Source organism: Rhizobium etli CFN 42 (assembly GCF_000092045.1).
GTDB classification, from domain to species: domain Bacteria; phylum Pseudomonadota; class Alphaproteobacteria; order Rhizobiales; family Rhizobiaceae; genus Rhizobium; species Rhizobium etli.
In genome coordinates this window covers 1758398-1783487 of record NC_007761.1, presented here as the reverse complement: position 1 = coordinate 1783487, position 25090 = coordinate 1758398, and the positions used below count along the sequence as shown (strand labels likewise).

The 25090-nt window shown below is 60.0% G+C and carries 34 protein-coding genes; 1 reads left to right on the top strand and 33 read right to left on the bottom strand.

What is annotated here, in order from left to right; all coding sequences use genetic code 11:
• Positions 1-17: 17 nt before the first annotated feature.
• The 32 genes from RHE_RS08705 to rpsL all read right to left on the bottom strand — a co-directional run bounded on the left by RHE_RS08705 (position 18) and on the right by rpsL (position 19873).
• Positions 18-422, bottom strand: coding sequence for a ribosomal maturation YjgA family protein (locus tag RHE_RS08705; RefSeq protein ID WP_011424994.1), 405 nt, complete (start codon positions 420-422; stop codon positions 18-20).
• Positions 423-571: 149 nt separating this feature from the next.
• Entirely contained in the window at positions 572-994 is a 423-nt protein-coding gene (rplQ, locus tag RHE_RS08700) for a 50S ribosomal protein L17 (RefSeq protein WP_011424993.1), read from the bottom strand.
• A gap of 122 nt (positions 995-1116) precedes the next feature.
• Positions 1117-2127: a DNA-directed RNA polymerase subunit alpha gene (locus RHE_RS08695; RefSeq protein ID WP_003547579.1), complete on the bottom strand. Its 1011-nt coding sequence runs from the start codon at positions 2125-2127 to the stop codon at positions 1117-1119.
• 97 nt (positions 2128-2224) lie between these two features.
• The gene (gene rpsK / locus RHE_RS08690) at positions 2225-2614 is read right to left on the bottom strand and encodes a 30S ribosomal protein S11 (RefSeq protein WP_003547577.1); all 390 of its coding nucleotides are present in this window, start codon (positions 2612-2614) and stop codon (positions 2225-2227) included.
• Between the two features lie 133 nt (positions 2615-2747).
• The gene (gene rpsM / locus RHE_RS08685) at positions 2748-3116 is read right to left on the bottom strand and encodes a 30S ribosomal protein S13 (RefSeq protein ID WP_011424992.1); all 369 of its coding nucleotides are present in this window, start codon (positions 3114-3116) and stop codon (positions 2748-2750) included.
• Between the two features lie 222 nt (positions 3117-3338).
• Positions 3339-3989, bottom strand: a complete 651-nt coding sequence (locus RHE_RS08680) for an adenylate kinase (protein ID WP_011424991.1) — start codon at positions 3987-3989, stop codon at positions 3339-3341.
• The gene (gene secY / locus RHE_RS08675; protein WP_011424990.1) at positions 3986-5326 is read right to left on the bottom strand and encodes a preprotein translocase subunit SecY; all 1341 of its coding nucleotides are present in this window, start codon (positions 5324-5326) and stop codon (positions 3986-3988) included. The genes RHE_RS08680 and secY overlap by 4 nt, the downstream gene beginning before the upstream one ends.
• 233 nt (positions 5327-5559) lie before the next feature.
• Complete coding sequence (gene rplO, locus RHE_RS08670; RefSeq protein ID WP_011424989.1) at positions 5560-6036, bottom strand: 50S ribosomal protein L15; 477 nt, start codon at positions 6034-6036, stop codon at positions 5560-5562.
• Between the two features lie 16 nt (positions 6037-6052).
• A complete protein-coding gene (gene rpmD / locus RHE_RS08665) occupies positions 6053-6262 on the bottom strand; it encodes a 50S ribosomal protein L30 (RefSeq protein ID WP_011424988.1) in 210 nt (69 codons plus the stop codon).
• Positions 6263-6275: 13 nt separating this feature from the next.
• On the bottom strand, positions 6276-6845 hold the full coding sequence (gene rpsE / locus RHE_RS08660; RefSeq protein ID WP_003573784.1) for a 30S ribosomal protein S5: 570 nt from the start codon (positions 6843-6845) through the stop codon (positions 6276-6278).
• A 134-nt stretch (positions 6846-6979) separates the two neighbouring features.
• A complete protein-coding gene (gene rplR, locus RHE_RS08655) occupies positions 6980-7342 on the bottom strand; it encodes a 50S ribosomal protein L18 (RefSeq protein WP_011424987.1) in 363 nt (120 codons plus the stop codon).
• Between the two features lie 12 nt (positions 7343-7354).
• A complete protein-coding gene (gene rplF, locus RHE_RS08650) occupies positions 7355-7888 on the bottom strand; it encodes a 50S ribosomal protein L6 (protein ID WP_011424986.1) in 534 nt (177 codons plus the stop codon).
• Positions 7889-7930: 42 nt separating this feature from the next.
• Positions 7931-8329: a 30S ribosomal protein S8 gene (gene rpsH / locus RHE_RS08645; protein WP_004674934.1), complete on the bottom strand. Its 399-nt coding sequence runs from the start codon at positions 8327-8329 to the stop codon at positions 7931-7933.
• A gap of 12 nt (positions 8330-8341) precedes the next feature.
• On the bottom strand, positions 8342-8647 hold the full coding sequence (gene rpsN / locus RHE_RS08640; RefSeq protein ID WP_003573787.1) for a 30S ribosomal protein S14: 306 nt from the start codon (positions 8645-8647) through the stop codon (positions 8342-8344).
• Between the two features lie 32 nt (positions 8648-8679).
• The gene (rplE, locus tag RHE_RS08635; protein WP_011424985.1) at positions 8680-9237 is read right to left on the bottom strand and encodes a 50S ribosomal protein L5; all 558 of its coding nucleotides are present in this window, start codon (positions 9235-9237) and stop codon (positions 8680-8682) included.
• The gene (gene rplX / locus RHE_RS08630; RefSeq protein ID WP_004674929.1) at positions 9230-9538 is read right to left on the bottom strand and encodes a 50S ribosomal protein L24; all 309 of its coding nucleotides are present in this window, start codon (positions 9536-9538) and stop codon (positions 9230-9232) included. The genes rplE and rplX overlap by 8 nt, the downstream gene beginning before the upstream one ends.
• Before the next feature lie 12 nt (positions 9539-9550).
• Entirely contained in the window at positions 9551-9919 is a 369-nt protein-coding gene (gene rplN / locus RHE_RS08625; protein WP_003573790.1) for a 50S ribosomal protein L14, read from the bottom strand.
• Positions 9920-10178: 259 nt separating this feature from the next.
• Entirely contained in the window at positions 10179-10418 is a 240-nt protein-coding gene (gene rpsQ, locus RHE_RS08620; protein ID WP_011424984.1) for a 30S ribosomal protein S17, read from the bottom strand.
• Between the two features lie 12 nt (positions 10419-10430).
• Entirely contained in the window at positions 10431-10631 is a 201-nt protein-coding gene (rpmC, locus tag RHE_RS08615; protein WP_011424983.1) for a 50S ribosomal protein L29, read from the bottom strand.
• 11 nt (positions 10632-10642) lie between these two features.
• The gene (gene rplP, locus RHE_RS08610; RefSeq protein WP_003573792.1) at positions 10643-11056 is read right to left on the bottom strand and encodes a 50S ribosomal protein L16; all 414 of its coding nucleotides are present in this window, start codon (positions 11054-11056) and stop codon (positions 10643-10645) included.
• Positions 11057-11094: 38 nt separating this feature from the next.
• Positions 11095-11829 (bottom strand): 30S ribosomal protein S3, encoded by a 735-nt coding sequence (gene rpsC / locus RHE_RS08605; protein ID WP_003573793.1) that lies wholly within the window; start codon positions 11827-11829, stop codon positions 11095-11097.
• The gene (gene rplV, locus RHE_RS08600) at positions 11829-12218 is read right to left on the bottom strand and encodes a 50S ribosomal protein L22 (protein WP_004674922.1); all 390 of its coding nucleotides are present in this window, start codon (positions 12216-12218) and stop codon (positions 11829-11831) included. Before rplV ends, rpsC begins: the two co-directional genes overlap by 1 nt.
• A gap of 2 nt (positions 12219-12220) precedes the next feature.
• Complete coding sequence (gene rpsS, locus RHE_RS08595) at positions 12221-12499, bottom strand: 30S ribosomal protein S19 (RefSeq protein ID WP_003573797.1); 279 nt, start codon at positions 12497-12499, stop codon at positions 12221-12223.
• Between the two features lie 15 nt (positions 12500-12514).
• Positions 12515-13351 carry a 50S ribosomal protein L2 gene (rplB, locus tag RHE_RS08590; protein WP_011424982.1) on the bottom strand — a complete coding sequence of 279 codons (837 nt, stop codon included), beginning with the start codon at positions 13349-13351 and terminating at the stop codon, positions 12515-12517.
• An 11-nt stretch (positions 13352-13362) separates the two neighbouring features.
• Entirely contained in the window at positions 13363-13656 is a 294-nt protein-coding gene (locus tag RHE_RS08585; protein ID WP_003547550.1) for a 50S ribosomal protein L23, read from the bottom strand.
• On the bottom strand, positions 13653-14273 hold the full coding sequence (gene rplD, locus RHE_RS08580; protein WP_004674918.1) for a 50S ribosomal protein L4: 621 nt from the start codon (positions 14271-14273) through the stop codon (positions 13653-13655). The genes RHE_RS08585 and rplD overlap by 4 nt, the downstream gene beginning before the upstream one ends.
• Positions 14274-14286: 13 nt before the next feature.
• Positions 14287-14928 carry a 50S ribosomal protein L3 gene (gene rplC / locus RHE_RS08575; RefSeq protein WP_011424981.1) on the bottom strand — a complete coding sequence of 214 codons (642 nt, stop codon included), beginning with the start codon at positions 14926-14928 and terminating at the stop codon, positions 14287-14289.
• 33 nt (positions 14929-14961) lie between these two features.
• Positions 14962-15270 (bottom strand): 30S ribosomal protein S10, encoded by a 309-nt coding sequence (gene rpsJ / locus RHE_RS08570; RefSeq protein ID WP_003547547.1) that lies wholly within the window; start codon positions 15268-15270, stop codon positions 14962-14964.
• 306 nt (positions 15271-15576) lie between these two features.
• Positions 15577-16755: an elongation factor Tu gene (gene tuf, locus RHE_RS08565; protein ID WP_011424980.1), complete on the bottom strand. Its 1179-nt coding sequence runs from the start codon at positions 16753-16755 to the stop codon at positions 15577-15579.
• A gap of 68 nt (positions 16756-16823) precedes the next feature.
• On the bottom strand, positions 16824-18923 hold the full coding sequence (fusA, locus tag RHE_RS08560; protein ID WP_011424979.1) for an elongation factor G: 2100 nt from the start codon (positions 18921-18923) through the stop codon (positions 16824-16826).
• A gap of 29 nt (positions 18924-18952) precedes the next feature.
• On the bottom strand, positions 18953-19423 hold the full coding sequence (gene rpsG, locus RHE_RS08555; protein WP_004669085.1) for a 30S ribosomal protein S7: 471 nt from the start codon (positions 19421-19423) through the stop codon (positions 18953-18955).
• 78 nt (positions 19424-19501) lie between these two features.
• Positions 19502-19873, bottom strand: coding sequence for a 30S ribosomal protein S12 (rpsL, locus tag RHE_RS08550; RefSeq protein WP_011424978.1), 372 nt, complete (start codon positions 19871-19873; stop codon positions 19502-19504).
• Positions 19874-20369: 496 nt separating this feature from the next.
• Here rpsL and RHE_RS08545 point away from each other — a divergent pair, with 496 nt between their 5' ends.
• Complete coding sequence (locus RHE_RS08545; RefSeq protein WP_011424977.1) at positions 20370-20663, top strand: hypothetical protein; 294 nt, start codon at positions 20370-20372, stop codon at positions 20661-20663.
• Between the two features lie 100 nt (positions 20664-20763).
• Here RHE_RS08545 and rpoC read toward each other — a convergent pair whose 3' ends face one another.
• Positions 20764-24972 (bottom strand): DNA-directed RNA polymerase subunit beta', encoded by a 4209-nt coding sequence (rpoC, locus tag RHE_RS08540; RefSeq protein ID WP_011424976.1) that lies wholly within the window; start codon positions 24970-24972, stop codon positions 20764-20766.
• Positions 24973-25090 lie beyond the last annotated feature (118 nt).

The following is a 25090-nucleotide window of genomic DNA, read 5'->3' as shown; positions in this document are numbered from 1 at the left end:
GTGTAGCCAGCCAAGGGTCAACGGCGCGCGGAATCAAAGGCACAGGCCGCAGCGATGCCGATCGCATAGGCCAGTATGTTCCGGACGGAAAATATCCGGCCAAGCAACAAGGCGCCTGCAGTCGTCAGCCGAAACGCGTCCAACCAGGGTGTATGATAAAACCGAAACAATTCGACTGCGACTGCCATGAACAGTGCCATGACCGCAATGACTGACCGCGGTGACTTTCCGAGAACGAGCGCCGCCAGCAGATAGACCATCGCCCCCCACAGCGCCGACCCGCCATATTTGACGACGACGAAAGGCAGATTAACCGTGTAGCCGAAGCGCCTGAGCGCCAGGCCGGCCGCAATCACCACAAGCACGGCCGCGAGACGGAGGAACTGCGCTCGAGAATGCGCTTCGCGCATAGCACCTTCCATATTGATCTCCACAGTTTGGGGCTCCGGGACGGACTACGAATGGCTCCGTCGCCAAAGAAGCTTGCGCCACTTCCGTTTTTGACCGATGCACAAACGAAAACAGCCGGGCTTTGCAGCCCGGCTGTTTTCTATCCGCCGAAGCGGAAGACTTAGGCGGCGACGGCCTGCTCTTCGGCAGCGACGCGGGCCTTGTCGGCGGCGCCCTTGGCGTAGGTGTCGCGGTCGACGAACTCGATCACGGCCATGGCGGCGTTGTCGCCCTGGCGGAAGCCGGCCTTCATGATGCGCAGGTAGCCGCCGTTGCGGGTGGCGTAACGCGTTGCGATCGTGTCGAACAGCTTCGAGACGACGGCGGCATCGCGGATCTGCGAGATCGCCTGACGGCGAGCGTGCAGGTCGCCGCGCTTGCCGAGCGTGACGAGCTTTTCGACGATCGGACGGATTTCCTTGGCCTTCGGCAGGGTCGTGACGATCTGCTCGTGGGTAATCAGCGAAGCCGCCATGTTGGCGAACATCGCCTTGCGGTGGCTTGCGGTTCTGTTCAGCTTGCGGCCGGCTTTACCATGGCGCATTGCTATTCTCCTTTAATGCAGTGCCCTTACGTTAGGTGGGCCTGCCGTTTCCTGGCACATGCAGGCGATCGGCCTGCTGTTTGACGGGGAAAGGCAGTCGAAAGAGCCTGCCTTTTGTTTTCTCAATATTGGTCTTCGTAACGCTTGGCGAGATCTTCGATGTTCTCGGGCGGCCATGCCGGCACTTCCATGCCGAGGTGCAGGCCCATGGAAGCGAGAACTTCCTTGATTTCGTTCAGCGACTTGCGACCAAAATTCGGCGTGCGGAGCATTTCTGCTTCGGTCTTCTGAATGAGGTCGCCGATGTAGACGATGTTGTCGTTCTTCAGGCAGTTTGCCGAACGGACCGACAGTTCGAGTTCGTCCACCTTCTTGAGGAGAGCCGGGTTGAAAGCGAGTTCGGTGACTGCTTCCTCTTCGGTTTCCTTCTGCGGCTCGTCGAAGTTGACGAAGACGCCAAGCTGATCCTGGAGGATGCGCGCCGCGAAAGCGACGGCGTCCTCGCCGGTGATTGAGCCATCGGTTTCGATGGTCATATTCAGCTTGTCGTAGTCGAGAACCTGTCCTTCGCGGGTATTTTCAACCTTGTAGGACACCTTCTTGACCGGCGAATAGAGGCTGTCGACCGGGATAAGGCCGATCGGAGCATCTTCCGCACGATTGCGTTCGGCCGGAACATAGCCCTTGCCGTTGTTGACGGTGAATTCCATGCGGATTTCGGCACCCTCGTCGAGCGTGCAGATCACATGCTCGGGGTTGAGGATTTCGATATCGCCGACCGTCTGAATGTCGCCAGCCGTGACAACGCCCGGGCCCTGCTTGCGCACGACCATGCGCTTTGCGTCGTCGCCATCCATCTTGATGGCGATTTCCTTGATGTTGAGCACGATATCCGTGACGTCTTCGCGGACGCCGGGAATCGAGGAGAATTCATGCAGCACGCCGTCGATCTGCACCGCCGTGACGGCAGCACCGCGCAGCGAGGAGAGCAGAACGCGGCGCAGCGCGTTGCCGAGGGTGAGACCGAAGCCGCGCTCCAGCGGTTCGGCGACAAGCGTCGCCCTGGTGCGCGAGCTCGAGGAGAACTCCACCTTGTTCGGCTTGATCAGTTCCTGCCAGTTCTTCTGAATCATGAGTTTGCCTTCCGTTCGTTGCCACCATCCAATCGTGACAACCGAGCTTGAAAACCACCGGGAGCACAGAAGCGCTCACCGGTGACGAGAGCGATGATCAGACGCGGCGCTTCTTGCGCGGACGGCAGCCATTGTGCGGGATCGGGGTCACGTCGCGGATGGACGTAATCATGAAACCCGCAGCCTGGAGCGCACGCAGAGCCGATTCACGACCCGAACCCGGACCGCAGACTTCGACTTCCAGCGACTTCATGCCGTGTTCCTGGGCCTTCTTGGCGCAGTCTTCGGCAGCGATCTGGGCAGCAAACGGGGTCGACTTGCGCGAGCCCTTGAAGCCCTTGGCGCCAGCCGAAGACCAGGCGATCGCATTGCCCTGCGCGTCTGTGATGGTGATCATCGTGTTGTTGAAGGTCGAGTTGACGTGAGCGACACCCGACGAGATATTCTTGCGCTCGCGACGGCGAACGCGGACGGCTTCCTTGGCCATGCTATTCCTTTCGTTGATCTCTTCACCGCCGTAATACCAGCGGCTACACCGGAACGGCGCCTATATGGCCCCGTTCCAAACTCAAAAGAGGCCGGCGCGGACCGCCAGCCTCCCCACCCCGGTTTCCCGGAAATTACTTCTTCTTGCCAGCGATCGCCTTTGCCGGGCCCTTGCGGGTGCGGGCATTGGTGTGCGTGCGCTGACCGCGGACCGGAAGGCCGCGACGATGACGCAGGCCGCGGTAGCAGCCGAGATCCATCAGACGCTTGATGTTCATCGCGGTTTCGCGACGAAGATCACCCTCGACCTGATAGTCACGGTCGATGGTTTCGCGGATCTGAAGGACTTCAGCGTCCGTCAGCTGATGCACACGACGCTCAGCCGGGATACCGACCTTCTCGACGATTTCCTGTGCGAATTTCGGACCGATCCCGTGAATGTAGGTCAGCGCGATGACTACGCGCTTCGCAGTCGGGATGTTGACGCCAGCGATACGTGCCACGCCTGTTCTCCTTGCATTCCAGTTGCCATCCGGCAAGTGGGCTTCGTTATGCGGCCCTCAGGACCGCCCGTTCAGATTTAGTGTCCGTAACATGTCAAAACGACCGCACCCGGACTTCCCAGGGAAATCCGCGCCGATCGCAGGGAATGTCGCGAGTTGGCGCGGTGTTTAGCGGAATCACTGCTGAAAAGCAACCGTTTCCGCCAAGTTTATTTTCAAGCCTTACAGCTTGGAAAGAATGGCTTCGACCTCGGCAGTCACCTGATCGATTTCAGCCATGCCGTCGACGGGCCTGAGCTTACCCTTGGCATGGTAGTAACCGATCAGCGGCGAGGTCTCCTTATAGTAGACCTCGAGACGCTTGATCATCGTCTCGGCGTTGTCGTCAGGACGACGCTTGAAGTGAGTCGAACCGCACTTGTCGCATACGCCTTCCTCGACCGGAACCTTGTCCGTGTCGTGATAGACAGTGCCGCACTGAGCACAGGTGTAACGGCCATCCACGCGGCGGACGAGTTCCTCGTCGTCGACGCGAAACTCGATAACCACCGAAAGGTCGAGTCCCTTGGCTTTCAGCATCGCCTCGGTGGCGTCCGCCTGGACCAGCGTCCGGGGGAAGCCGTCGAGAATGAAGCCGTTGGCGCAATCGGGCTGGTCGATTCGCTCCGAAACGATGGCAATGACGATCTCGTCCGAGACCAGCTTGCCGGCATCCATGACCGCCTTGGCGCGCTTGCCGACCTCCGTGCCGGCGTTGACCGCCGCACGCAGCATATCTCCCGTGGAAAGCTGCGGAATGCCGTGCTTTTCCACGATCCGCTGGGCCTGGGTTCCCTTACCCGCGCCCGGCGGCCCCAAAAGGATAAGTCTCATCGCCCCCTCTTTCCTCCACGCAACTTCGATTTTTTGATCAGGCCTTCGTATTGCTGCGCGATCAGGTGACCCTGGATCTGTGCAACCGTATCAAGAGTTACGCTAACCACGATCAAAAGCGAAGTCCCACCAAGGGATAATGGAATGCCGGTTTGCGACACCAGAATCTCCGGAAGGATGCAGACGAAGACGAGATAGATCGCGCCGATCAGCGTGATGCGGGTCAGCACGTAGTCGATATATTCGGCGGTGCGCTCACCCGGACGAATGCCGGGAATGAAGCCGCCGTGCTTCTTCAAATTGTCGGCCGTGTCCTTCGGATTGAAGACGATGGCCGTGTAGAAGAAGGCGAAGAAGGCGATCAGCGCCGCATAGAGCACCATGTAGAGCGGCTGGCCATGGCCGAGGGCGGCGACGATCGACGTCGCCCAGGCAGGCATCGCCGTGGTGTTGGCAAAACCCGCGACTGTCGCCGGCAGCAGCAGCAGCGAAGAGGCAAAAATCGCCGGGATCACGCCCGAGGTGTTCAGTTTCAGCGGCAGGTGCGACGTATCGCCCTGGAACATGCGGTTGCCCACCTGGCGCTTCGGATACTGGATCAGCAGCCGGCGCTGGGCGCGCTCGACGAAGACAATGACACCGATGACGGCGATCGCGACAATGATGACGAGCAGGATGAGGCCGGTCGACAGCGCGCCGGTGCGGCCAAGCTCAAGCGTGCCGGCAAGAGCGCTCGGAAGGCCGGCCGCGATACCGGCGAAGATGATCAGCGAAATACCGTTGCCGATACCGCGCGAGGTGATCTGCTCCCCGAGCCACATCAGGAACATCGTGCCGCCGAGCAGCGTCAGAACGGTGGAAATACGGAAAAACCAGCCCGGATCGACGACAAGGCCCTGGCCGCTCTCAAGGCCGGCGGCAATGCCGTAAGCTTGGAGCGCACCCAGAACGACGGTGCCGTAGCGGGTGTACTGGTTGATGATCTTGCGACCCTGCTCGCCTTCCTTCTTCAGGTTTTCAAGCGTCGGCACGACCGAAGTCATCAGCTGCACGATGATCGAAGCGGAGATATAGGGCATGATGCCGAGCGCAAAGATCGCCATGCGCTGAACGGCGCCACCCGAGAACATGTTGAAAAGGCCGAGAATACCGCCTGCCTGGCCGCGGAACGCCTGGGCATAGGCTTCGGGATTGAGCCCCGGAAGCGGGATATGGGTGCCGAGCCTGTAGACGAGGAGAGCTGCCAGTGTGAACCACAGGCGCTTCTTCAAATCCTCGGCTTTGGCAAAGGTCGAAAAATTGAGGTTGGATGCCAATTGTTCCGCTGCAGAAGCCATGCGATTCTCCGCCCTACCAATCCCGGCGTCTCTGGAGAAATACCGGCCCCGGAATCAGTATGAAAATAATTCAAAACCGGGTTTGGGACGGATTGCAGCGCAACCCCATGCCTCACCCTTGTTTTCCAGTCTTACCGGCATGACGCGAGCGCGCCAGCCAACATTTTGTGAGGCCCACATATGGGAGCAAAATCGCCCGGTGTGAAGCACCCCGGGCGATATATCATCAGATATTATTCTGCTGCAGCCGGAGCCGAAAGCAGCGTCACTGTCCCGCCGGCTTTTTCGATCTTCTCGACAGCGGGCTTGGAAGCGCCTGCGACGACGATGGTGATCTTGGCCTTGAGGTCGCCGTCGGCGAGAACGCGAACGCCGTCCTTGGCGCGGCGGATAACGCCGGCGGCCTTCAGGGCAGCTGCGTCGACAGTCGCCTTGGCATCGAGCTTGCCGGCGTCGATCGCCGCCTGAATGCGAGCAAGCGACACAACAACAAAGTCGGAAGCGAAAATGTTGTTGAAGCCGCGCTTCGGCAGGCGGCGATAGATCGGCATCTGGCCGCCTTCGAAGCCGTTGATGGCGACGCCGGAACGGGACTTCTGACCCTTGACACCGCGACCAGCCGTCTTGCCGGAACCCGAACCGATACCGCGGCCGAGGCGCTTGCGGCTGTGGGTCGAGCCTTCGTTGTCCTTGATTTCATTGAGTTTCATGAGCGTTTCCTCCGTCTCACTTCTCGTCGACGATGCGAACGAGATGCTGGACAGCACGGATCATGCCGCGAACGGAAGGAGTATCCTCCAGCGTGCGGCGACGGTGCATCTTGTTCAATCCGAGACCGATCAGCGTGCGCTGCTGGACGTCCGGACGGCGAATAGGGCTGCCGATCTGTTCGATCGTGACAGTCTTCGCTTCAGCCTTCTTGGTAGCCTTGGCCATTGGTCAGCTCCTCTTATTCTTCAGAGGCGTTGCCGGAGGCGCTACGACGAGCCTGCAGCGTTGCATACTTGATGCCGCGCTGAGCTGCGATGTCCTTCGGGTGAACCTGGTGCTTCAGAGCGTCGAAGGTGGCGCGAACCATGTTGTAGGGGTTCGACGAACCGGTCGACTTGGCAACGACGTCGTGCATGCCGAGCGTTTCGAATACGGCGCGCATCGGACCGCCGGCGATGATGCCGGTACCGACCTTGGCGGAGCGCAGCAGAACCTTGCCGGCGCCGTGGCGGCCATGAACGTCGTGATGCAGTGTACGGCCATCACGCAGCGGTACGAAGATCAGCTCGCGCTTGGCCGCTTCGGTTGCCTTGCGGATAGCCTCCGGCACTTCGCGTGCCTTGCCATGACCGAAGCCGACGCGGCCCTTCTGGTCGCCGACGACGACGAGTGCTGCGAAACCAAAACGACGGCCGCCCTTGACGACCTTGGCGACGCGGTTGATCGCGACCAGCTTGTCGACGAATTCGCTATCGCGCTCTTCACGGCTCTGGCGGTCTTCCCGCTGCGGCCTTCTTTCCTGTGCCATTGTCCTCTTCCTTTTTCTTTTCCGGGTGCAATCGGCAAATGAATGTGGACCGCATCAGCCTCCCCTTCTTGCCAGGGAGTGCCTGCAGTCCGGCGAAAATCCGGCCGGAGCGACAGCGTCCGGCCGGAAACTGATCAGAAGGTCAGACCGCCTTCGCGGGCCGCTTCGGCGAGAGCCTTGATGCGGCCGTGATAGATGAAGGCGCCACGGTCGAATACGACGTCCGTAACACCGGCCTTGGAGGCGCGCTCGGCGACGAGCTTGCCGACGGCGGCGGCGGCGGCGGTATCGGCACCGGTCTTCAGAGAACCGCGCAGATCCTTGTCGAGGGTGGAGGCGGACGCAAGCGTCTTGCCGGCCACGTCATCGATGATCTGGGCATAGATGTTCTTCGAGGAGCGATGAACCGACAGGCGCGGACGGCCATTGGCCACCGACTTGATATGACGGCGCACGCGGTTGGCACGACGTGCAAGTGCTTCTTTCCTGCTAGCCATTTCGCGTGATCCTTACTTCTTCTTGCCTTCTTTGCGGACGATCCGCTCGTCGGCATACTTGACGCCCTTGCCCTTGTACGGCTCGGGACCGCGATATTCGCGGATTTCGGCGGCAACCTGACCGACCTGCTGCTTGTTGATGCCGCTGACGATGATTTCAGTCGGCTTCGGAACAGCGATCGAGATGCCGACCGGCGGTTCATAGACCACGTCATGGCTGAAACCGAGGGCCAGCTGCAGGTTCTTGCCCTGCATGGCGGCACGGTAGCCGACGCCGTTGATTTCGAGCTTGCGCTCGTAACCGTCCTTGACGCCCTTGAAGATGCCTTCGATCATCGTGCGGGACATGCCCCACTTCGAACGCGCATCCTTGGACTGGTTTACGGGCGTCACGACGACCGCGTTGTTTTCGAGCTTGAGGCTGATTTCGTCGTTAGCGACGAAGAACAGCTCGCCCTTCGGGCCCTTTGCGGTAACCTTCTGGCCTTCGACCGTAGCCGTGATTCCAGCAGGCACCTGAACGGGCTTCTTACCGATACGAGACATGTTTCAATCCTGTCTGTTCGCCATGGAGATCCCTGCCCGATCTTAGAAGACCGAGCAAAGAACCTCGCCACCAACGTTCTGTTCGCGAGCCTGGTGATCGGCCATCACGCCCTTCGGAGTCGAAAGGATGGTGATGCCGAGGCCGTTCGCGACCTGCGGAATGGACTTGACCGAGACATAAACCCGGCGGCCCGGCTTGGACACACGGCCGATCTCACGGATCACCGATGCGCCTTCATAGTACTTCAGCTCGATGTTGAGCTCCGACTTGCCATTGCCGAAATCGACAACGGAATAGCCACGGATGTAGCCTTCGGACTGCAGGACATCGAGAACACGCGCACGGAGCTTGGACGCAGGCGTCGAGACCGACGACTTGCGGCGGGAAGCGCCGTTACGGATACGGGTGAGCATATCGCCCAACGGATCAGTCATTGTCATCTAACCTGCTCCTTACCAGCTCGACTTGACGATGCCCGGCACCTTGCCGAGATTGCCGAGTTCACGCAGCGCAATACGCGACATGCGCAGTTTGCGGTAATATGCGCGCGGACGGCCCGACACTTCGCAACGGTTGCGAATGCGGGTCTTCGATCCATCGCGCGGCAGGGATGCCAGCTTGATCGAGGCCTTGAACCGCTCTTCGATCGGAAGAGCCTGGTTCATGATGATCGCCTTCAACGCAGCCCGCTTAGCGGCCTGGTTGGCGACCGTAGTACGGCGGCGCTTGTTCTTTTCAACTGCGCTTGTCTTCGCCATGTCAGGTTCCTTTTCTACGCTCGTCGTTACGGTTATTGACGGAACGGGAAGCTGAACTCCTTCAGGAGAGTCCGTGCTTCGTCGTCGGTCGTCGCCGTCGTGCAAACGATGATGTCCATGCCCCACATCTGATCAACCTTGTCGTAGTTGATCTCAGGGAACACAATGTGCTCCTTGATGCCCATGGCGAAGTTGCCACGGCCGTCAAAGCTCTTCGGGTTCAGGCCGCGGAAGTCGCGAACGCGCGGGAGCGCGATGTTGACCAGACGATCCAGGAACTCGTACATGCGGGCGCCGCGCAGGGTGACCTTCGCGCCGATCGGCATGTTTTCGCGGACCTTGAAGCCTGCGATAGAGTTGCGTGCGCGGGTGATGACCGGCTTCTGACCGGCGATCGCTGCGAGGTCGGCGGCAGCAACCGTCGGCTTCTTCGAGTCAGCGGTCGCTTCACCGACGCCCATGTTGATGACGATCTTGTCGAGCTTCGGAATCATCATCTCGTTGGCGTAGGAGAATTTCTCCTGCATCGCCTTGCGGATGCGCTCGACATATTCTTTCTTGAGCCGCGGCTCGTACTTTGCCTCAGCCATCGATCACTTCTCCAGAACGCTTGGCCACGCGGACCTTCTTGCCGTCAACGACCTTGAAACCGACGCGGGTCGGCTTGCCGTCCTTGTCGACGATTGCAATGTTGGACAGGTGAACCGGGGCTTCCTTGTTGATGATGCCGGCTTCCTGGGTCTGCGTCTGGCGCTGGTGGCGCTTCACGACGTTGACGCCACGGACGACCGCACGATCTTCCTTCGGCATGACCTGAACGACTTCGCCGGTACGGCCCTTGTCCTTGCCAGCGAGCATGACGACCTTGTCGCCTTTACGAATCTTCTGCATCGCTTCCGCTCCTTACAGTACTTCGGGAGCCAGCGAGATGATCTTCATGTGGTTCTTGGCGCGAAGTTCGCGCGGAACCGGTCCGAAGATACGGGTGCCGATCGGCTCTTTCTTGTTGTCAATGAGGACTGCTGCGTTGGTGTCGAAGCGGATGACGGAGCCATCCGGACGGCGGATGTCCTTGGCGGTGCGAACGACAACCGCCTTCATCACGTCACCCTTCTTCACGCGGCCGCGCGGGATCGCTTCCTTGATCGAAACGACGATGACGTCGCCGATCGAGGCATACTTGCGCTTCGAGCCGCCCAGCACCTTGATGCACATGACACGACGTGCGCCGGAATTATCCGCGACGTCGAGGTTTGTTTGCATCTGAATCATATCAGGTCGCCTTCTTGGTTTACCGGAATGGTTGGGCTAGCCCCCTACTCCGGCTTATGAAAATTTTCTGCCGGCCGACCTGCCAAACGGCAGCACAGACGCGGCAATAGCTGAATAGCGCGGGATCGATCGTGCCAGGGTGGTTTCCCGAACGGGACCTTCCGTGCGCTCAAAGCAAAAGAACGCCCGGCATTCGAGCGTTCTGACGCTGCTTCATACAGATATTTCGGCGAGACGCAAGGCCTCGCACAAAATTCTGTTACTTGCCCTGGGCGGCAATGACCGTCCAGCGCTTGTCCTTGGAAATCGGCGCGCATTCCTCGATGGATACGGTATCGCCGATCTTGTACTCGTTGTTTTCGTCGTGGGCCTTGTACTTCTTGGAACGACGAACGGTCTTCTGGAGCAGCGGATGAGCAAAACGACGCTCAACGCGAACCACTACCGTCTTCTCGTTCTTGTCGCCAACGACGACGCCCTGCAGGATGCGCTTCGGCATGTTTTTCTTCCTTTAGGCCTTAACTTCTGCCGCCTTCTGGCGGGCAATGGTTTTCACGCGGGCGATGTCCTTGCGGACTTCGTTGATGCGCGAGGACTTTTCGAGCTGGCCGGTCGCCTTCTGGAAGCGCAGGTTGAACTGCTCCTTCTTCAGCTTGGCAAGCTCCTCCTTGAGTTGGTCGGCGGTCAACGCGCGAACGTCTGAGGCTTTCATGAGCTCAATCCTTACTCTGCAATGCGCTGTACGAAGCGCGTCTTGACCGAGAGCTTGGCAGAGCCGAGACGAAGCGCCTCACGGGCGATCTCTTCGCTGACGCCGTCGATCTCGAACATCATACGACCGGGCTTGACCTTGCATGCCCAGTATTCGACGGAGCCCTTACCTTTACCCATGCGGACTTCGGTCGGCTTTGCGGTTACCGGAACGTCCGGGAACACGCGGATCCATACACGGCCGGCGCGCTTCATGTAACGCGTGATCGCGCGGCGGGCCGCTTCGATCTCGCGTGCGTTGACGCGGTTGGGCTCCTGAGCCTTCAGGCCGAATTCGCCGAATGCCAGGTCAGAACCGCCCTTGGCGACGCCCTTGATGCGGCCCTTGAACTGCTTGCGGTACTTAGTACGCTTTGGCTGCAACATTTTCTTACTTCTCCGAGCTTATCTTTCGCCAGCGCTAATTACGCGTTGTCGCGTTCGCGGCGACGATCGCCACGGTCGCGTTCGCGGCTTGCCGGACCCTGTGCGTCGCCTTCCAGCGCGCGACGTTCGGAAGCCATCGGATCGTGCTCAAGGATTTCGCCCTTGAAGATCCAGACCTTGATGCCGCAGATACCGAATGCGGTTTCGGCTTCTGCCGTGCCGTAATCGATGTCGGCGCGCAGCGTGTGCAGCGGCACCCGACCTTCGCGGTACCATTCAGTACGGGCGATTTCCGCACCGCCGAGACGGCCGGCGCAGGTGATCTTGATGCCTTCGGCGCCAAGACGCATCGCGGACTGAACGGCGCGCTTCATGGCGCGGCGGAAAGCCACGCGGCGCTCGAGCTGCTGGGCGATCGACTGAGCAACCAGCGTCGCGTCGACTTCGGGCTTGCGCACTTCGACGATGTTGAGGTGCGTTTCCGAATTGGTCATGTCGGACAGCTTCTTGCGGAGCTTGTCGATGTCGGCGCCCTTGCGGCCGATGATCAGGCCCGGACGGGCCGAGTGGATCGTGACGCGGCACTTCTTGTGCGGACGCTCGATCACCACCTTGGAGATGCCGGCCTGCTTCAGTTCGCTCATGACGAACTTGCGCATTTTCAGGTCTTCGTGCAGCAGCTGGCCATACTCGGCATTGTCCGCGAACCAGCGGCTATCCCAGGTACGATTGATGCCGAGACGGAAACCGATCGGATTGATTTTCTGACCCATTATGCGGCCTCCTCTGCTGCCTGCACTTCACGAACGACGATCGTCAGGTGCGCGAAGGGCTTTTCGATGCGCGACGCGCGACCGCGGCCACGAGCGTGGAAGCGCTTCATGACGATCGACTTGCCGACGTAGGCTTCGGCGACGACGAGCGCGTCGACGTCGAGATCGTGATTGTTCTCGGCGTTGGCGATCGCGGATTCGAGCGTCTTCTTGACGGCGCCCGCGATGCGCTTGCGGGAGAACTCCAGCTCAGCGAGTGCACGCTCGACCTTCTTGCCGCGGATGGCCGCAGCAACCAGGTTGAGCTTCTGGGGGCTGACGCGGAGCGTGCGGGCGACTGCTTGCGCCTCGTTGTCCTTCAGCCGGCGTTCGGCTTTTGCCTTGCCCATTGTTACTTCCTCTTCGCCTTCTTGTCCGCGCCGTGACCGTAGTAGGTGCGGGTCGGAGAGAATTCACCGAATTTGTGGCCGACCATGTCTTCATTGACGCTGACCGGGATATGCTTGCTGCCGTTGTAGACGCCGAAGGTAAGACCGACGAACTGCGGCAGGATCGTGGAGCGACGGCTCCAGATCTTGATCACTTCTGCACGTCCGCCTTCACGAACCTTCTCAGCCTTCTTGAGAAGATAGCCGTCAACGAACGGACCTTTCCATACTGAACGAGCCATTGGAGACTTCCTCTCTTACTTCTTACGCTGATGACGCGAGCGCATGATCATCTTGTCGGTCGACTTGTTCGACCGAGTGCGCTTGCCCTTGGTCGGCTTGCCCCACGGTGTCACCGGATGGCGACCACCGGAGGTGCGGCCTTCACCACCGCCGTGCGGGTGGTCGACCGGGTTCATGACAACACCGCGGTTATGCGGACGCTTGCCGCGCCAGACGGTACGACCGGCCTTGCCGTCGTTGATGTTGGCGTGGTCCGGGTTGGAGACGGCGCCGATCGAAGCGAGGCAGACGCCGCTGACCAGACGCTGTTCGCCGGAGTTCAGGCGAAGGATCGCCATGCCCTGGTCACGACCGACGAGCTGCGCGTATGAACCGGCGGAACGGGCAATCTGACCGCCCTTGCCCGGCTTCATTTCCACGTTGTGGATGATGGAGCCGACCGGGATGTACTGCAGCGGCATGGTGTTGCCGGGCTTGACGTCGACTGCCTTCTCCGAAGCGATGACCTTGTCGCCGGCAGCGAGACGCTGCGGAGCGATGATGTAGGCCTGTTCGCCATCCGAATAGGTTACCAGCGCGATGAAAGCCGTGCGGTTCGGGTCGTATTCGATACGTTCGACCGTGCCTTCGATATCGAACTTGCGACGCTTAAAGTCGACCAGACGGTAGCTGCGCTTGTGACCGCCACCGATGAAGCGAGCCGTGATGCGGCCGAGGTTGTTACGACCACCGCTCTTGGTCAGACCTTCCGTCAGCGCCTTGACCGGCTTGCCCTTGTAGAGCGAGGAGCGGTCCACGATGACCAGCTGACGCTGGCTCGGGGTCGTCGGATTGAATGTTTTCAATGCCATTTTCTTATTCCTCAGAGACCGGTGGAGACATCGATCGTCTGGCCTTCAGCCAGCGTCACGACAGCCTTCTTCACGTCCTTCTGCTTGCCGACGAAACCACGGAACCGCTTGGTCTTGCCCTTGCGCAGCAGAGTGTTGACGGCCGTAACCTTGACGCCGAACAGCGCCTCGACAGCAGCCTTGATTTCCGGCTTTGTCGCCTGCTTGGCGACATTGAAAACAACCTGGTTGTTTTCAGATACCAGCGTGGACTTTTCGGTGATCGCCGGAGAGACGATCACATCGTAGTGGCGAAGATCGGTCACTTGAATCGCTCCTCTAGCGCTTCAACCGCAGCCTTGGAAAGCACGAGCTTTCCGCGGCGCACGATGTCGTAAACATTGATGCCCTGGATCGGCAGAACATCAATGTTCGGGATGTTCTGCGCTGCAAGCTTGAAGTTGCCGTCAAGCTCTGCGCCGCCGATGAAGAGGGCGTTGGTCAGGCCGAGCGTCTCGAAAGCGGACGCGAGAGCCTTGGTCTTGGCTTCAGCTGCGACCAGGTTGTCGATGACGATGACGTCATCAGCCTTGATCTTGGCCGAAAGGGCATGGCGAAGGCCGAGTGCGCGAACCTTCTTCGGAAGGTCGTGCTCGTGGCTGCGAACGACCGGGCCATGGGCCTTGCCGCCGCCGCGGAACTGCGGAGCGCGAGCCGAATGGTGACGAGCGCGGCCCGTACCCTTCTGCTTGTACATCTTGGCGCCGGTGCGCGAGACTTCAGCGCGGCCCTTTGCCTTGTGCGTGCCCTGCTGCTTCTTGGCAAGCTGCCAGCGGATAACGCGGGCGAGAATGTCTTCGCGGGGCTCGAGGCCGAAAATCTCGTCCGAAAGGGAGACCTTCCCGGCGTCTTTTCCCTCGAGGGTCTTGACGTTCAATTCCATTGATCTGGCTCCCTTACTTCGCGGCCGACTTGACGGCGTCGCGCACGATGATCCAGGCACCCTTGGAACCGGGAACAGCACCCTTGATCAGGATCAGACCGCGATCTTCGTCGGTCGAAACCACTTCCAGGTTCTGCGTCGTGACGCGCGTCTGGCCCATGTGACCAGCCATCTTCTTGTTCTTGAAAACCTTGCCCGGATCCTGGCGCGAGCCGGTCGAACCATGCGAACGGTGCGAAACCGACACACCGTGCGTGGCGCGCAGACCGCCGAAACCGTGGCGCTTCATGGCGCCGGCAAAACCCTTACCGATGGTCGTACCCGTCACATCGACGAGCTGACCGGCGGCAAAGTGATCCGCCTTGAGCTCCGTGCCGATCTCCAGCAGATTGTCTTCCGACACGCGGAATTCTGCGAGCTTGGCCTTCGGCTCGACGTTGGCAACGGCAAAGTTGCCGCGCATCGCCTTCGACGTGTTCTTTACCTTCGCCTGGCCGGCACCGAGCTGAACTGCGGTATAGCCATTCTTCTCGACAGTGCGCGTGGCGACGACCTGGCAGCCGTCCATACGCAGTACCGTTACCGGGACATGCTCGCCGGCGTCGTTGTAGACGCGGGTCATTCCCACCTTTTGTGCAATCACACCTGAACGCATCGGTTCAATCCTTCCAACTCAGCTCGAGCAAGCTCAGAGCTTGATCTCAACATCGACACCGGCGGCGAGATCGAGCTTCATCAGCGCGTCTACCGTCTGCGGGGTCGGGTCTACGATGTCGAGCAGGCGCTTATGCGTGCGCATCTCGAACTGTTCGCGGCTCTTCTTGTCGATGTGCGGGGACCGGTTGACCGTAAACTTCTCGATGCGGGTCGGAAGCGGAACGGGGCCCCGGACGCTTGCACCGGTGCGCTTCGCCGTCGACACGATCTCGCGCGTGGAAGCATCGAGAATCCGGTGATCGAACGCCTTCAGGCGAATGCGGATATTTTGGCCGTTCATTCGACGTTATCCTTGTGTTTGTTTTCCGCATGTCTCTCAACAAGACACGGGCTGTTCTTTCTTCCTAAGGCGGACCACCGGTTTCAAAGATCGAGAGGGCGCCGATGTCGGCGTCCCTATCCAGTCTTCAGGGCCTTCTAGCCCACCTTATTTGCTTGTTCAGTCACCGCTTCGTCGTCCAAAGCGGCACGCAAATCGCGCTCGCGCGCCATTTGCTACATTTCTGTGTAATAAGCAAGCGGCTTACGCCGCCTGCATCATATTATTGTCATCGAATCGGCCACCCCACCGGAGCGGCCGAATGAATTACTCGAGCGACTCGATAGCGACGATACCGGCGCCGACGGTGCGGCCGCCTTCGCGGATGGCGAAGCGCAGCTTTTCTTCCATCGCGATCGGAACGATCAGCTCGACGTCAACCGTGACGTTGTCGCCCGGCATGACCATTTCCGTGCCTTCCGGAAGCGTCACGATGCCGGTCACATCCGTCGTGCGGAAGTAGAACTGCGGACGGTAGTTGGTGAAGAACGGCGTATGACGGCCGCCCTCTTCCTTCGTCAGGATGTAGGCTTCTGCCTTGAACTTCTTGTGCGGCTTGACGGAGCCCGGCTTGCACAGGATCTGACCACGCTCGACGCCGTCACGGTTCACACCGCGGATCAGCGCGCCGATGTTGTCGCCGGCCTGGCCCTGGTCGAGCAGCTTGCGGAACATTTCAACGCCGGTCACCGTCGTCTTCGAGGTCGGACGGATGCCGACGATCTCGACTTCTTCACCAACCTTGATGATGCCACGCTCGACGCGGCCGGTCACGACCGTACCACGGCCCGAGATCGAGAACACGTCTTCGATCGGCATCAGGAACGGCTGGTCAACCGGACGCTCAGGCGTCGGAATGTAGGAGTCGACCGCTGCCATCAGTTCGCGGATCGCGTCTTCGCCGATCTTCTTGTCGGAGTCTTCAAGAGCAGCAAGCGCCGAACCCTTGACGACCGGAATGTCGTCGCCCGGGAAGTCGTAGGACGACAGAAGTTCGCGAACTTCGAGTTCAACCAGCTCGAGAAGCTCGGCGTCATCAACCTGGTCGACCTTGTTCAGGAACACAACGATTGCCGGAACGCCGACCTGGCGGGCGAGCAGGATGTGTTCGCGCGTCTGCGGCATCGGGCCGTCAGCAGCCGAGCAAACCAGGATCGCGCCGTCCATCTGCGCCGCACCGGTGATCATGTTCTTCACGTAGTCGGCATGGCCGGGGCAGTCAACGTGCGCGTAGTGGCGGGCCGGCGTCTCATACTCAACGTGCGCCGTCGAGATCGTGATGCCGCGTGCCTTCTCTTCCGGAGCCGCGTCGATCTGGTCGTACGCCTTGAACTCACCGAAGTACTTCGTGATCGCTGCCGTCAGAGACGTCTTGCCGTGGTCAACGTGGCCGATCGTGCCAATGTTGACGTGCGGCTTGTTGCGCTCAAACTTACTCTTTGCCATTTTCGGCTCTCCGTTTTGCTAGTCCCCGAGGGGGTCTAATTCTTGTTATCGGTCAATTGGTATTCCGGTCACTTCTGACCGGAATACTTTGCCTGGATTTCGGTTGCGACGTTCGACGGGACCGGCGCGTAGTGATCGAAGGTCATCGTGTACTGAGCGCGGCCCTGCGACATGGAGCGCAAGTTGTCGACGTACTTGAACATGTTGGCCAGCGGAACGTTGGCGCTGATGACAACCGCAATACCACGGCTTTCCTGACCCTGGATCTGGCCACGGCGGGAGTTGAGGTCGCCGATAACATCACCGACATAATCTTCCGGGGTGACGACCTCGACCTTCATCATCGGCTCGAGGAGCTGAGCGCCGGCCTTCTTGGCTGCTTCACGGAAGCAGGCACGCGATGCGATTTCGAACGCCAGAACCGACGAGTCGACGTCGTGGAAGGCACCGTCGATAAGCGTCGCCTTGACGCCCAGCATCGGGAAGCCAGCCAGCGGACCGGAAGACAGAACGCTTTCGATGCCCTTCTGAACGCCCGGGATGTATTCCTTCGGAACGGCACCGCCGACGATCTTGGATTCGAACTTGAAGTCTTCGCCTTCCGGGTTCGGTTCGAAGATGATCTTGACGCGAGCGAACTGGCCGGTACCACCGGTCTGTTTCTTGTGCGTGTAGTCTTCTTCGGTCTGGCGCGTGATGGTTTCGCGGTAAGCAACCTGCGGCGCACCGACGTTTGCTTCGACCTTGAACTCGCGGCGCATGCGGTCGACGATGATGTCGAGATGCAATTCGCCCATGCCGGCGATGATCGTCTGGCCGGATTCCTGGTCCGTCTTTACGCGGAAGGACGGGTCTTCAGCTGCCAGGCGGTTGAGCGCGAGGCCCATCTTTTCCTGGTCGCCCTTGGACTTCGGCTCGATGGCGATCTGGATGACCGGCTCCGGGAATTCCATGCGCTCGAGAATAACCGGCTTCAGCGGATCGCACAGCGTATCGCCAGTGGTGGTTTCCTTGAGGCCGGCGAGAGCAACGATGTCGCCTGCAAAGGCTTCTTCGATGTCTTCACGCGAGTTGGAGTGCATCTGCAGCATGCGGCCGACGCGCTCGCGCTTGTCCTTGACCGTGTTCAGAACCGAAGAGCCCTTTTCAAGCTTGCCGGAGTAGATGCGTGCGAAGGTGAGCGAACCGACGAAGGGGTCGTTCATGATCTTGAACGCCAGCATCGAAAGCGGCTCGGCGTCGTCTGCATGACGCTCGATATCGGCTTCGGTCTTGAAGTCGATGCCCTTGATCGCCGGAATGTCGAGCGGCGACGGCAGGTAATCGACGACGGCGTCGAGCAGCGGCTGAACGCCCTTGTTCTTGAAGGCGGTGCCGCAGAACATCGGATGGAACTTGACGTCGATCGTGCCGCGGCGAACGAGTTCGCGGATCTTATCGTTGTCCGGCATGTTGCCTTCGAGGTAGGCTTCCATCGCAGCTTCGTCGATCTCGACAACGGTCTCGATCAGCTTTTCGCGATATTCTTCAGCCTTGGCCTTCAGGTCATCCGGGATTTCGACGACGTCCCACTGGGCGCCGAGCGATTCGTCGCGCCAGATCAGGGCGTTCATCTCGACGAGATCGACAACGCCCTTGAAGTCGCTTTCAGCGCCGATCGGCAGCTGCATGACGACAGCGGTGGCGCCCAGACGGGTTTTGATCATCTCGACGGAGCGGTAGAAGTCAGCGCCGGTCTTGTCCATCTTGTTGCAGAAGATCATGCGCGGAACATTGTACTTCTCAGCCTGACGCCAGACGGTTTCCGTCTGCGGCTCTACGCCGGCGTTGGCGTCGAGAAGAGCAATCGCACCGTCGAGAACGCGCAGCGAACGCTCGACTTCGATGGTGAAGTCGACGTGGCCGGGAGTGTCGATGATGTTGAAGCGGCGCATCTTGCCGTCACGGCCCTTCCAGAAGGTCGTGGTGGCAGCAGAGGTGATCGTGATGCCACGCTCCTGCTCCTGCTCCATCCAGTCCATGGTGGCTGCGCCGTCGTGGACTTCGCCGATCTTGTGCGACTTGCCGGTGTAGTAAAGGATACGCTCGGTGGTCGTGGTCTTCCCGGCGTCGATATGCGCCATGATACCGAAATTGCGGTAGTCTTCGATCTTATATTCGCGAGCCATTGTGGACTGCCTTTCGATACCGTTCGGAATTACCAGCGATAGTGCGAGAACGCGCGGTTGGCGTCAGCCATCTTGTGCGTGTCTTCGCGCTTCTTGACGGCGGAGCCGCGGTTGTTGGACGCATCGAGCAGTTCGCCGGACAGACGGTCGATCATGGTCGTTTCATTGCGCTTGCGGGCAGCGGCGATCAGCCAGCGAATGGCGAGGGCCTGGCGGCGCTCCGGACGAACGTCGACCGGAACCTGATAGGTCGCACCACCGACGCGGCGCGAGCGGACTTCAACGTGCGGGGCAATGTTGTCGAGCGCGGAATGGAAAACCGAAAGCGGCTCCTGCTTGGACTTGCCCTGAACGGCGTCGAACGCACCATAGACGATGTTTTCAGCAACGGACTTCTTACCATCGAGCATGATGGCGTTCATGAACTTGGTCACGACGAGGTCACCGAACTTCGGATCCGGATTGATCTCGCGCTTTTCTGCTTTATGACGTCTGGACATACTTTTCGTCTCTTCAACCGTTAAGGCGCTTCATCACGCGGAGGACCTCGCGCAGCGCCGGATTATTCAAAATCCGAATTACTTCGGACGCTTCGCACCGTACTTGGAGCGACGCTGCTTGCGGTTCTTGACACCCTGGGTATCGAGAACGCCGCGGATGATGTGATAACGGACACCCGGAAGGTCCTTGACGCGCCCGCCACGGATCATGACGACGGAGTGTTCCTGAAGGTTGTGACCTTCACCGGGGATGTAACCAATGACTTCGAAGCCGTTGGTCAGGCGGATCTTGGCGACCTTACGCAGAGCCGAGTTCGGCTTCCTCGGCGTCGTCGTGTAGACGCGCGTGCAAACGCCGCGCTTCTGCGGGTTCTCCTGAAGAGCGGGAACCTTATTACGCTTTACGTTCGCCTGGCGAGGCTTGCGGATCAGCTGGTTTACGGTAGGCATTCAACCATCCCTTACGTTTATCTCAGTACCCTTGCGGGCTTGAACTCACGCCGTCTCCGGCAATGACGCATGCTTTCCGTCAATGCGCAAAATATGGCCCGATCCGCTTCCGCAGATGGACCACAAGGAGCAGAGGACGCATAAAATCCTGCGTCATGCGTGCAGCATCATGACTTCAACGTGCGTTTAGAACCTTGTTTGAGGTGAACTTCAGGGCGCGTCGCCCCGAACAGCCAAGCCTCACATGGGATCTGATGGCCGGGGTACTACTGGTTTCCACCCGTCCCGTCAAGGCCGGTTAAGAAATAAACTTGGCCGCATCACCTTGATATGCGGGCCAAACGCCCTGTTTTCATCCTTCTAGACGCATTCAGGAACGTGCGCCAAGATAAAAACTTGGGCCTTGCAGCAAAAACGATTAAGGAATCAGCAATTGCGGCGTTAGGTCCTCTCAGCGGATTCGACAAAGCGAATCTCCAGGAACCGAGGACAGGCGATGATCACGACACCTGATAACGACAATAACTTCGACGGGCCGATGATCTTCATCATCATCGGCAAAGGCTATGAGTCCGAGGCCAGCGAAGGCATCGACCTGCACATCCTGCTGAAGGCGCCCGATGACGACACCGCCGTGCGCGAAGCCTTGAACGCTCTTGCCGAGGAGGGCTTCATCGAGGCCGACCTCGACCAGATCGGCATGCTGACCGAAATTCCGGCGGAAGAGCCGCATGCCTCGGCCTATCAGGGTGCGGTCGATGGCGAGGTCGCGATCATCCGGTTCAGCTGACGGGAACGCCTTCCCTCCCGCTATCAATCAAAGACTAGCACAAACGAAAACCGCCCGGATCGCTCCGGGCGGTTTTCAATTCGTGGACCTCAGCTGCGGATCATTCCGCAGCCGGAGCGTTTTCGGCCATGTCCTGCAGCATCGGGGTGGCGACCGCTGCCCCGGTGCCCTTGCGGCGCTCTTCGAGGATGAGCTCGTCGCGCGACGTGGCGATGCGGCGGATCTGGGTCATGGTGCCGCCGGTGCCGGCCGGGATGAGGCGGCCGACGATGACGTTTTCCTTGAGACCCTGCAGACCGTCGGTTTTGCCGGCGATTGCAGCTTCCGTCAGCACCTTGGTCGTTTCCTGGAAGGACGCGGCCGAGATGAAGGACGGGGTCTGCAGCGACGCCTTGGTGATGCCGAGAAGGACCGGCTCGCCGCTGGCAGGCTTCTTGCCCTGCTCGATCAGGTGGTCGTTGACGTCCTCCAGCTCGATCCGGTCGACGTTGTCGCCGACGATGTAGGTCGAGTCGCCTGCATCGGTGATCTCCACCTTCTGCAGCATCTGACGGACGATCACTTCGATGTGCTTGTCGTTGATGACGACGCCCTGCAGGCGGTAGACTTCCTGGATTTCGTTGACGAGGTAGGAAGCCAGAGCCTCCACGCCCTTGATCGCCAGGATGTCGTGCGGAGCCGGGTTACCGTCGAGGATGTAGTCACCCTTTTCGATATAGTCGCCGTCCTGAAGGTGGAAGGGCTTGCCCTTCGGGATCAGGTATTCGACAGGCTCGACACCGTCTTCCGCCGGCTCGATGATGACACGACGCTTGTTCTTGTAGTCGCGGCCGAGGCGGATCGTACCATCGATCTCTGCGATGATGGCGTGGTCCTTCGGACGCCGAGCTTCGAACAGTTCGGCAACACGCGGCAGACCGCCGGTGATGTCCTTGGTCTTGGCGCTTTCGAGCGGCGAACGGGCGAGAACGTCACCCTGGGAGACCTTCGTGCCCGGCTCGACCGACAGAATAGCATCGACCGAGAGCAGGAAGCGGGCGTCACCGCCACGCGACAGCTTGGCGACATTGCCGCTGGCGTCCTTGATGACGATCGCCGGTTTGAGGTCCGAGCCGCGTGGGGTCGAACGCCAGTCGATGACCTGGCGCTTGGTGATGCCGGTGGATTCGTCGGTCGCCTCCAGAACCGAGAGACCGTCGACGAGATCCTCGAACTGAACGGTACCGGCGACTTCGGTCATCATCGGGCGGGTGTACGGGTCCCACTCGGCCAGACGCTGACCGCGCTTGACCTTGTCACCTTCGTCGACGTGCAGCTTCGAACCGTAGGCGACACGCTGCGAGGAGCGCTCGACACCACGCTCGTCCAGGATCTGGACGGTCATGTTGCGGCCCATGGCAACCAGGCTGCCTTCCGAGTTGCGCAGGACGTTGCGGTTCTTGATCTGCACCGTACCTTCGTACGAGGCTTCGAGGAACGACTGGTCGACCACGGTCGCCGTACCGCCAAGGTGGAAGGTACGCATGGTGAGCTGGGTTCCCGGCTCGCCGATCGACTGAGCGGCGATGACGCCGACGGCTTCGCCCATATTGACAGGCGTACCGCGGGCGAGGTCGCGGCCGTAGCAGACCGAGCAGACACCCGTCTGGATTTCGCAGGTCAGCGCCGAGCGGATGCGGATCGACTGGATACCGGCCTTCTCGATCTCGATGACGTCAGGCTCGAGGATCATCTTGCCGGCATCCACGATGCGCTCACCCGTCACCGGATGATCGATGTCGTCGAGTGCCGTGCGGCCGAGGATACGGGCGCCGAGCGAGGCGACGACCTGGCCGGCATCGACGATGGCGGTCATGGTCAGGCCGGTTTCGGTGCCGCAATCGACGTGCGTGACGATGCAATCCTGCGCGACGTCAACGAGACGACGGGTCAGGTAGCCGGAGTTCGCGGTCTTCAAGGCGGTGTCTGCCAGACCCTTGCGGGCGCCGTGCGTCGAGTTGAAGTACTCGTTGACGGTCAGGCCTTCCTTGAAGTTCGAGATGATCGGCGTCTCGATGATTTCACCCGACGGCTTGGCCATCAGGCCGCGCATACCGCCCAGCTGGCGCATCTGGTTCGGAGAACCGCGGGCGCCGGAATGGCTCATCATATAGATCGAGTTCATCGGCTTCTGACGGCCGGTGTTCTCGTCGAATTCGACCGCCTTGATGCGCGCCATCATCTCTTCGGCGACCTTTTCAGTCGCCTTGCCCCAGGCGTCCACAACCTTGTTGTACTTTTCGCCCTGGGTGATGAGGCCGTCATTGTACTGCTGCTCGTATTCCTTCACCAGATTTTCGGTGTCGGCAACGATCTTCGCCTTGGTGGCCGGAATGACCATGTCGTCCTTGCCAAACGAAATGCCGGCGCGGCAGGCATGGCTAAAGCCGAGCTGCATGATGCGGTCGCAGAAAATGACCGTGTCCTTCTGGCCGCAGTGGCGGTAGACCGTGTCGATCATCTTGGAGATGTTCTTCTTGGTCATTTCCTGGTTGCAGATGTCGAAGGGCACCTTGCCGTTCTTCGGCAGCAGTTCGCCGATAAGCAGGCGGCCAGGTGTCGTCTCATAGATCTTCGAGTAGGGCTTGCCATCCTCGTCGACCGACTTGAAGCGGCCGCGGATCTTGGTGTGCAGCGTCACGACCTTGCTCTCGAGGGCGTGATGCAGCTCGCCGAGATCCGAGAAGGCCATGCCTTCGCCCGGCTCGTTCTGGTTCAGGATCGAAAGATAGTACAGGCCGAGAACCATGTCCTGCGAGGGAACGATGATCGGCGCGCCGTTTGCCGGGTGCAGGATGTTGTTGGTCGACATCATCAGGACACGGGCTTCGAGCTGGGCTTCGAGCGACAGCGGCACGTGAACAGCCATCTGGTCACCGTCGAAGTCGGCGTTGAAGGCCGTGCAGACGAGCGGGTGCAGCTGGATCGCCTTGCCTTCGACCAGGGTGGGTTCGAAGGCCTGGATGCCCAGGCGGTGCAGCGTCGGTGCGCGGTTCAGGAGAACCGGATGTTCGCGGATGACCTCGTCGAGGATGTCCCAAACTTCCGGCTTTTCCTTTTCAACCAGCTTCTTGGCCTGCTTGACGGTCGAGGAGTAACCCTTGGCGTCGAGGCGCGCATAGATGAACGGCTTGAAGAGTTCCAGCGCCATCTTCTTCGGAAGACCGCACTGATGCAGCTTCAGTTCCGGACCGGTCACGATGACCGAACGGCCGGAATAGTCGACGCGCTTGCCGAGCAGGTTCTGACGGAAGCGACCCTGCTTGCCCTTCAGCATATCGGACAGCGACTTCAGGGGACGCTTGTTGGCGCCGGTGATGACGCGGCCGCGGCGGCCGTTATCGAAGAGCGCATCGACGGATTCCTGCAGCATGCGCTTTTCGTTGCGGATGATGATGCCCGGAGCACGCAGTTCGATCAGGCGCTTCAGGCGGTTGTTACGGTTGATGACGCGGCGATAGAGATCGTTCAGATCCGACGTCGCGAAACGGCCACCGTCGAGCGGAACGAGCGGGCGCAGATCCGGCGGGATGACCGGAACGACCTTCATGATCATCCATTCCGGACGATTGCCCGACTCCATGAAGTTCTCGACGATCTTCAGGCGCTTCATCAGCTTCTTCTGCTTGAGATCCGACGTGGTGTCGGCAAGCTCGGACCGCAAATCGCCGGCGATCTTTTCGAGGTTCATCGAGGCCAGCATCTCGTAGATCGCCTCAGCGCCGATCATCGCGGTGAACTGGTCCTCGCCGTATTCGTCGACGGCGAGCATGTACTCTTCTTCCGTCAGGAGCTGATGCTCCTTGAGCGCGGTCAGGCCCGGCTCGGTGACGATGTAATTTTCGAAGTAGAGAACGCGCTCGACATCCTTCAGCGTCATGTCGAGCAGTGTCGAAATGCGCGACGGCAGCGACTTCAGGAACCAGATGTGGGCAACGGGAGCGGCGAGCTCGATATGGCCCATGCGCTCACGGCGAACGCGCGACAGCGTGACTTCGACGCCGCACTTTTCGCAGATGATGCCCTTGTACTTCATGCGCTTGTACTTGCCGCACAAGCATTCGTAATCCTTGATCGGCCCGAAGATGCGCGCGCAGAACAGACCGTCACGTTCCGGCTTGAACGTGCGGTAGTTGATGGTTTCCGGCTTCTTGATCTCACCGTAGGACCAGGAGAGGATCTTCTCCGGAGACGCGATCGAAATCCGAATGGAATCGAAATTCTGTGCAGGCACCTGCCCATTGAAAAGATTCATGACCTCTTGGTTCATGCCTGTCTCCTTCATGGGCTAAAGCGCCCTCAAAATGCGATGGCCGGCGGCAATTTCCCGGGAGCCGCCTCCCTCGCTTAAACGAGAATAACCGCAAGATGCGGCGAAACATCCCTTC

Coding starts and splice junctions, on each gene's coding strand:
- rplC (WP_011424981.1), bottom strand. CDS start 14,928: ATGCGTTCAGGTGTGATTGCACAAAAGGTGGGAATGACCCGCGTCTAC.
- rplE (WP_011424985.1), bottom strand. CDS start 9,237: ATGGCTGAGGCAAAGTACGAGCCGCGGCTCAAGAAAGAATATGTCGAG.
- rpsG (WP_004669085.1), bottom strand. CDS start 19,423: ATGTCCAGACGTCATAAAGCAGAAAAGCGCGAGATCAATCCGGATCCG.
- rpsS (WP_003573797.1), bottom strand. CDS start 12,499: ATGGCTCGTTCAGTATGGAAAGGTCCGTTCGTTGACGGCTATCTTCTC.
- RHE_RS08705 (WP_011424994.1), bottom strand. CDS start 422: ATGGAAGGTGCTATGCGCGAAGCGCATTCTCGAGCGCAGTTCCTCCGT.
- rplR (WP_011424987.1), bottom strand. CDS start 7,342: ATGGCTAGCAGGAAAGAAGCACTTGCACGTCGTGCCAACCGCGTGCGC.
- rpsL (WP_011424978.1), bottom strand. CDS start 19,873: ATGCCTACCGTAAACCAGCTGATCCGCAAGCCTCGCCAGGCGAACGTA.
- rpmC (WP_011424983.1), bottom strand. CDS start 10,631: ATGAAAGCCTCAGACGTTCGCGCGTTGACCGCCGACCAACTCAAGGAG.
- rplO (WP_011424989.1), bottom strand. CDS start 6,036: ATGAAACTCAATGAAATCAAGGACAACGAAGGCTCGACCCACAGCCGC.
- rplD (WP_004674918.1), bottom strand. CDS start 14,273: ATGGAATTGAACGTCAAGACCCTCGAGGGAAAAGACGCCGGGAAGGTC.
- rpsN (WP_003573787.1), bottom strand. CDS start 8,647: ATGGCGAAGACAAGCGCAGTTGAAAAGAACAAGCGCCGCCGTACTACG.
- rplX (WP_004674929.1), bottom strand. CDS start 9,538: ATGCAGAAGATTCGTAAAGGCGACAAGGTCGTCATGCTCGCTGGCAAG.
- rplQ (WP_011424993.1), bottom strand. CDS start 994: ATGCGCCATGGTAAAGCCGGCCGCAAGCTGAACAGAACCGCAAGCCAC.
- tuf (WP_011424980.1), bottom strand. CDS start 16,755: ATGGCAAAGAGTAAGTTTGAGCGCAACAAGCCGCACGTCAACATTGGC.
- RHE_RS08545 (WP_011424977.1), top strand. CDS start 20,370: ATGATCACGACACCTGATAACGACAATAACTTCGACGGGCCGATGATC.
- rplF (WP_011424986.1), bottom strand. CDS start 7,888: ATGTCTCGTATCGGTAAGAAGCCCGTTCAGGTGCCTGCTGGAATCACG.
- rplN (WP_003573790.1), bottom strand. CDS start 9,919: ATGATTCAGATGCAAACAAACCTCGACGTCGCGGATAATTCCGGCGCA.
- rpoC (WP_011424976.1), bottom strand. CDS start 24,972: ATGAACCAAGAGGTCATGAATCTTTTCAATGGGCAGGTGCCTGCACAG.
- rpsH (WP_004674934.1), bottom strand. CDS start 8,329: ATGACAATGACTGATCCGTTGGGCGATATGCTCACCCGTATCCGTAAC.
- RHE_RS08695 (WP_003547579.1), bottom strand. CDS start 2,127: ATGATTCAGAAGAACTGGCAGGAACTGATCAAGCCGAACAAGGTGGAG.
- rpsC (WP_003573793.1), bottom strand. CDS start 11,829: ATGGGTCAGAAAATCAATCCGATCGGTTTCCGTCTCGGCATCAATCGT.
- rpsQ (WP_011424984.1), bottom strand. CDS start 10,418: ATGCCGAAGCGCATCCTGCAGGGCGTCGTCGTTGGCGACAAGAACGAG.
- rplP (WP_003573792.1), bottom strand. CDS start 11,056: ATGTTGCAGCCAAAGCGTACTAAGTACCGCAAGCAGTTCAAGGGCCGC.
- rplB (WP_011424982.1), bottom strand. CDS start 13,351: ATGGCATTGAAAACATTCAATCCGACGACCCCGAGCCAGCGTCAGCTG.
- rplV (WP_004674922.1), bottom strand. CDS start 12,218: ATGGGCAAGGCAAAAGCCGAACGCCGGCTGAAGGACAACGAGGCGCAA.
- secY (WP_011424990.1), bottom strand. CDS start 5,326: ATGGCTTCTGCAGCGGAACAATTGGCATCCAACCTCAATTTTTCGACC.
- rpsJ (WP_003547547.1), bottom strand. CDS start 15,270: ATGAACGGCCAAAATATCCGCATTCGCCTGAAGGCGTTCGATCACCGG.
- RHE_RS08680 (WP_011424991.1), bottom strand. CDS start 3,989: ATGAGACTTATCCTTTTGGGGCCGCCGGGCGCGGGTAAGGGAACCCAG.
- rpsK (WP_003547577.1), bottom strand. CDS start 2,614: ATGGCCAAGGAAGCCGTCCGCGTTCGCCGTCGCGAGCGCAAGAATATC.
- rpsE (WP_003573784.1), bottom strand. CDS start 6,845: ATGGCACAGGAAAGAAGGCCGCAGCGGGAAGACCGCCAGAGCCGTGAA.
- rpmD (WP_011424988.1), bottom strand. CDS start 6,262: ATGGCCAAGGCTACCAAGAAGGCTGAAGCGAAGACTGTCACGATCGAA.
- fusA (WP_011424979.1), bottom strand. CDS start 18,923: ATGGCTCGCGAATATAAGATCGAAGACTACCGCAATTTCGGTATCATG.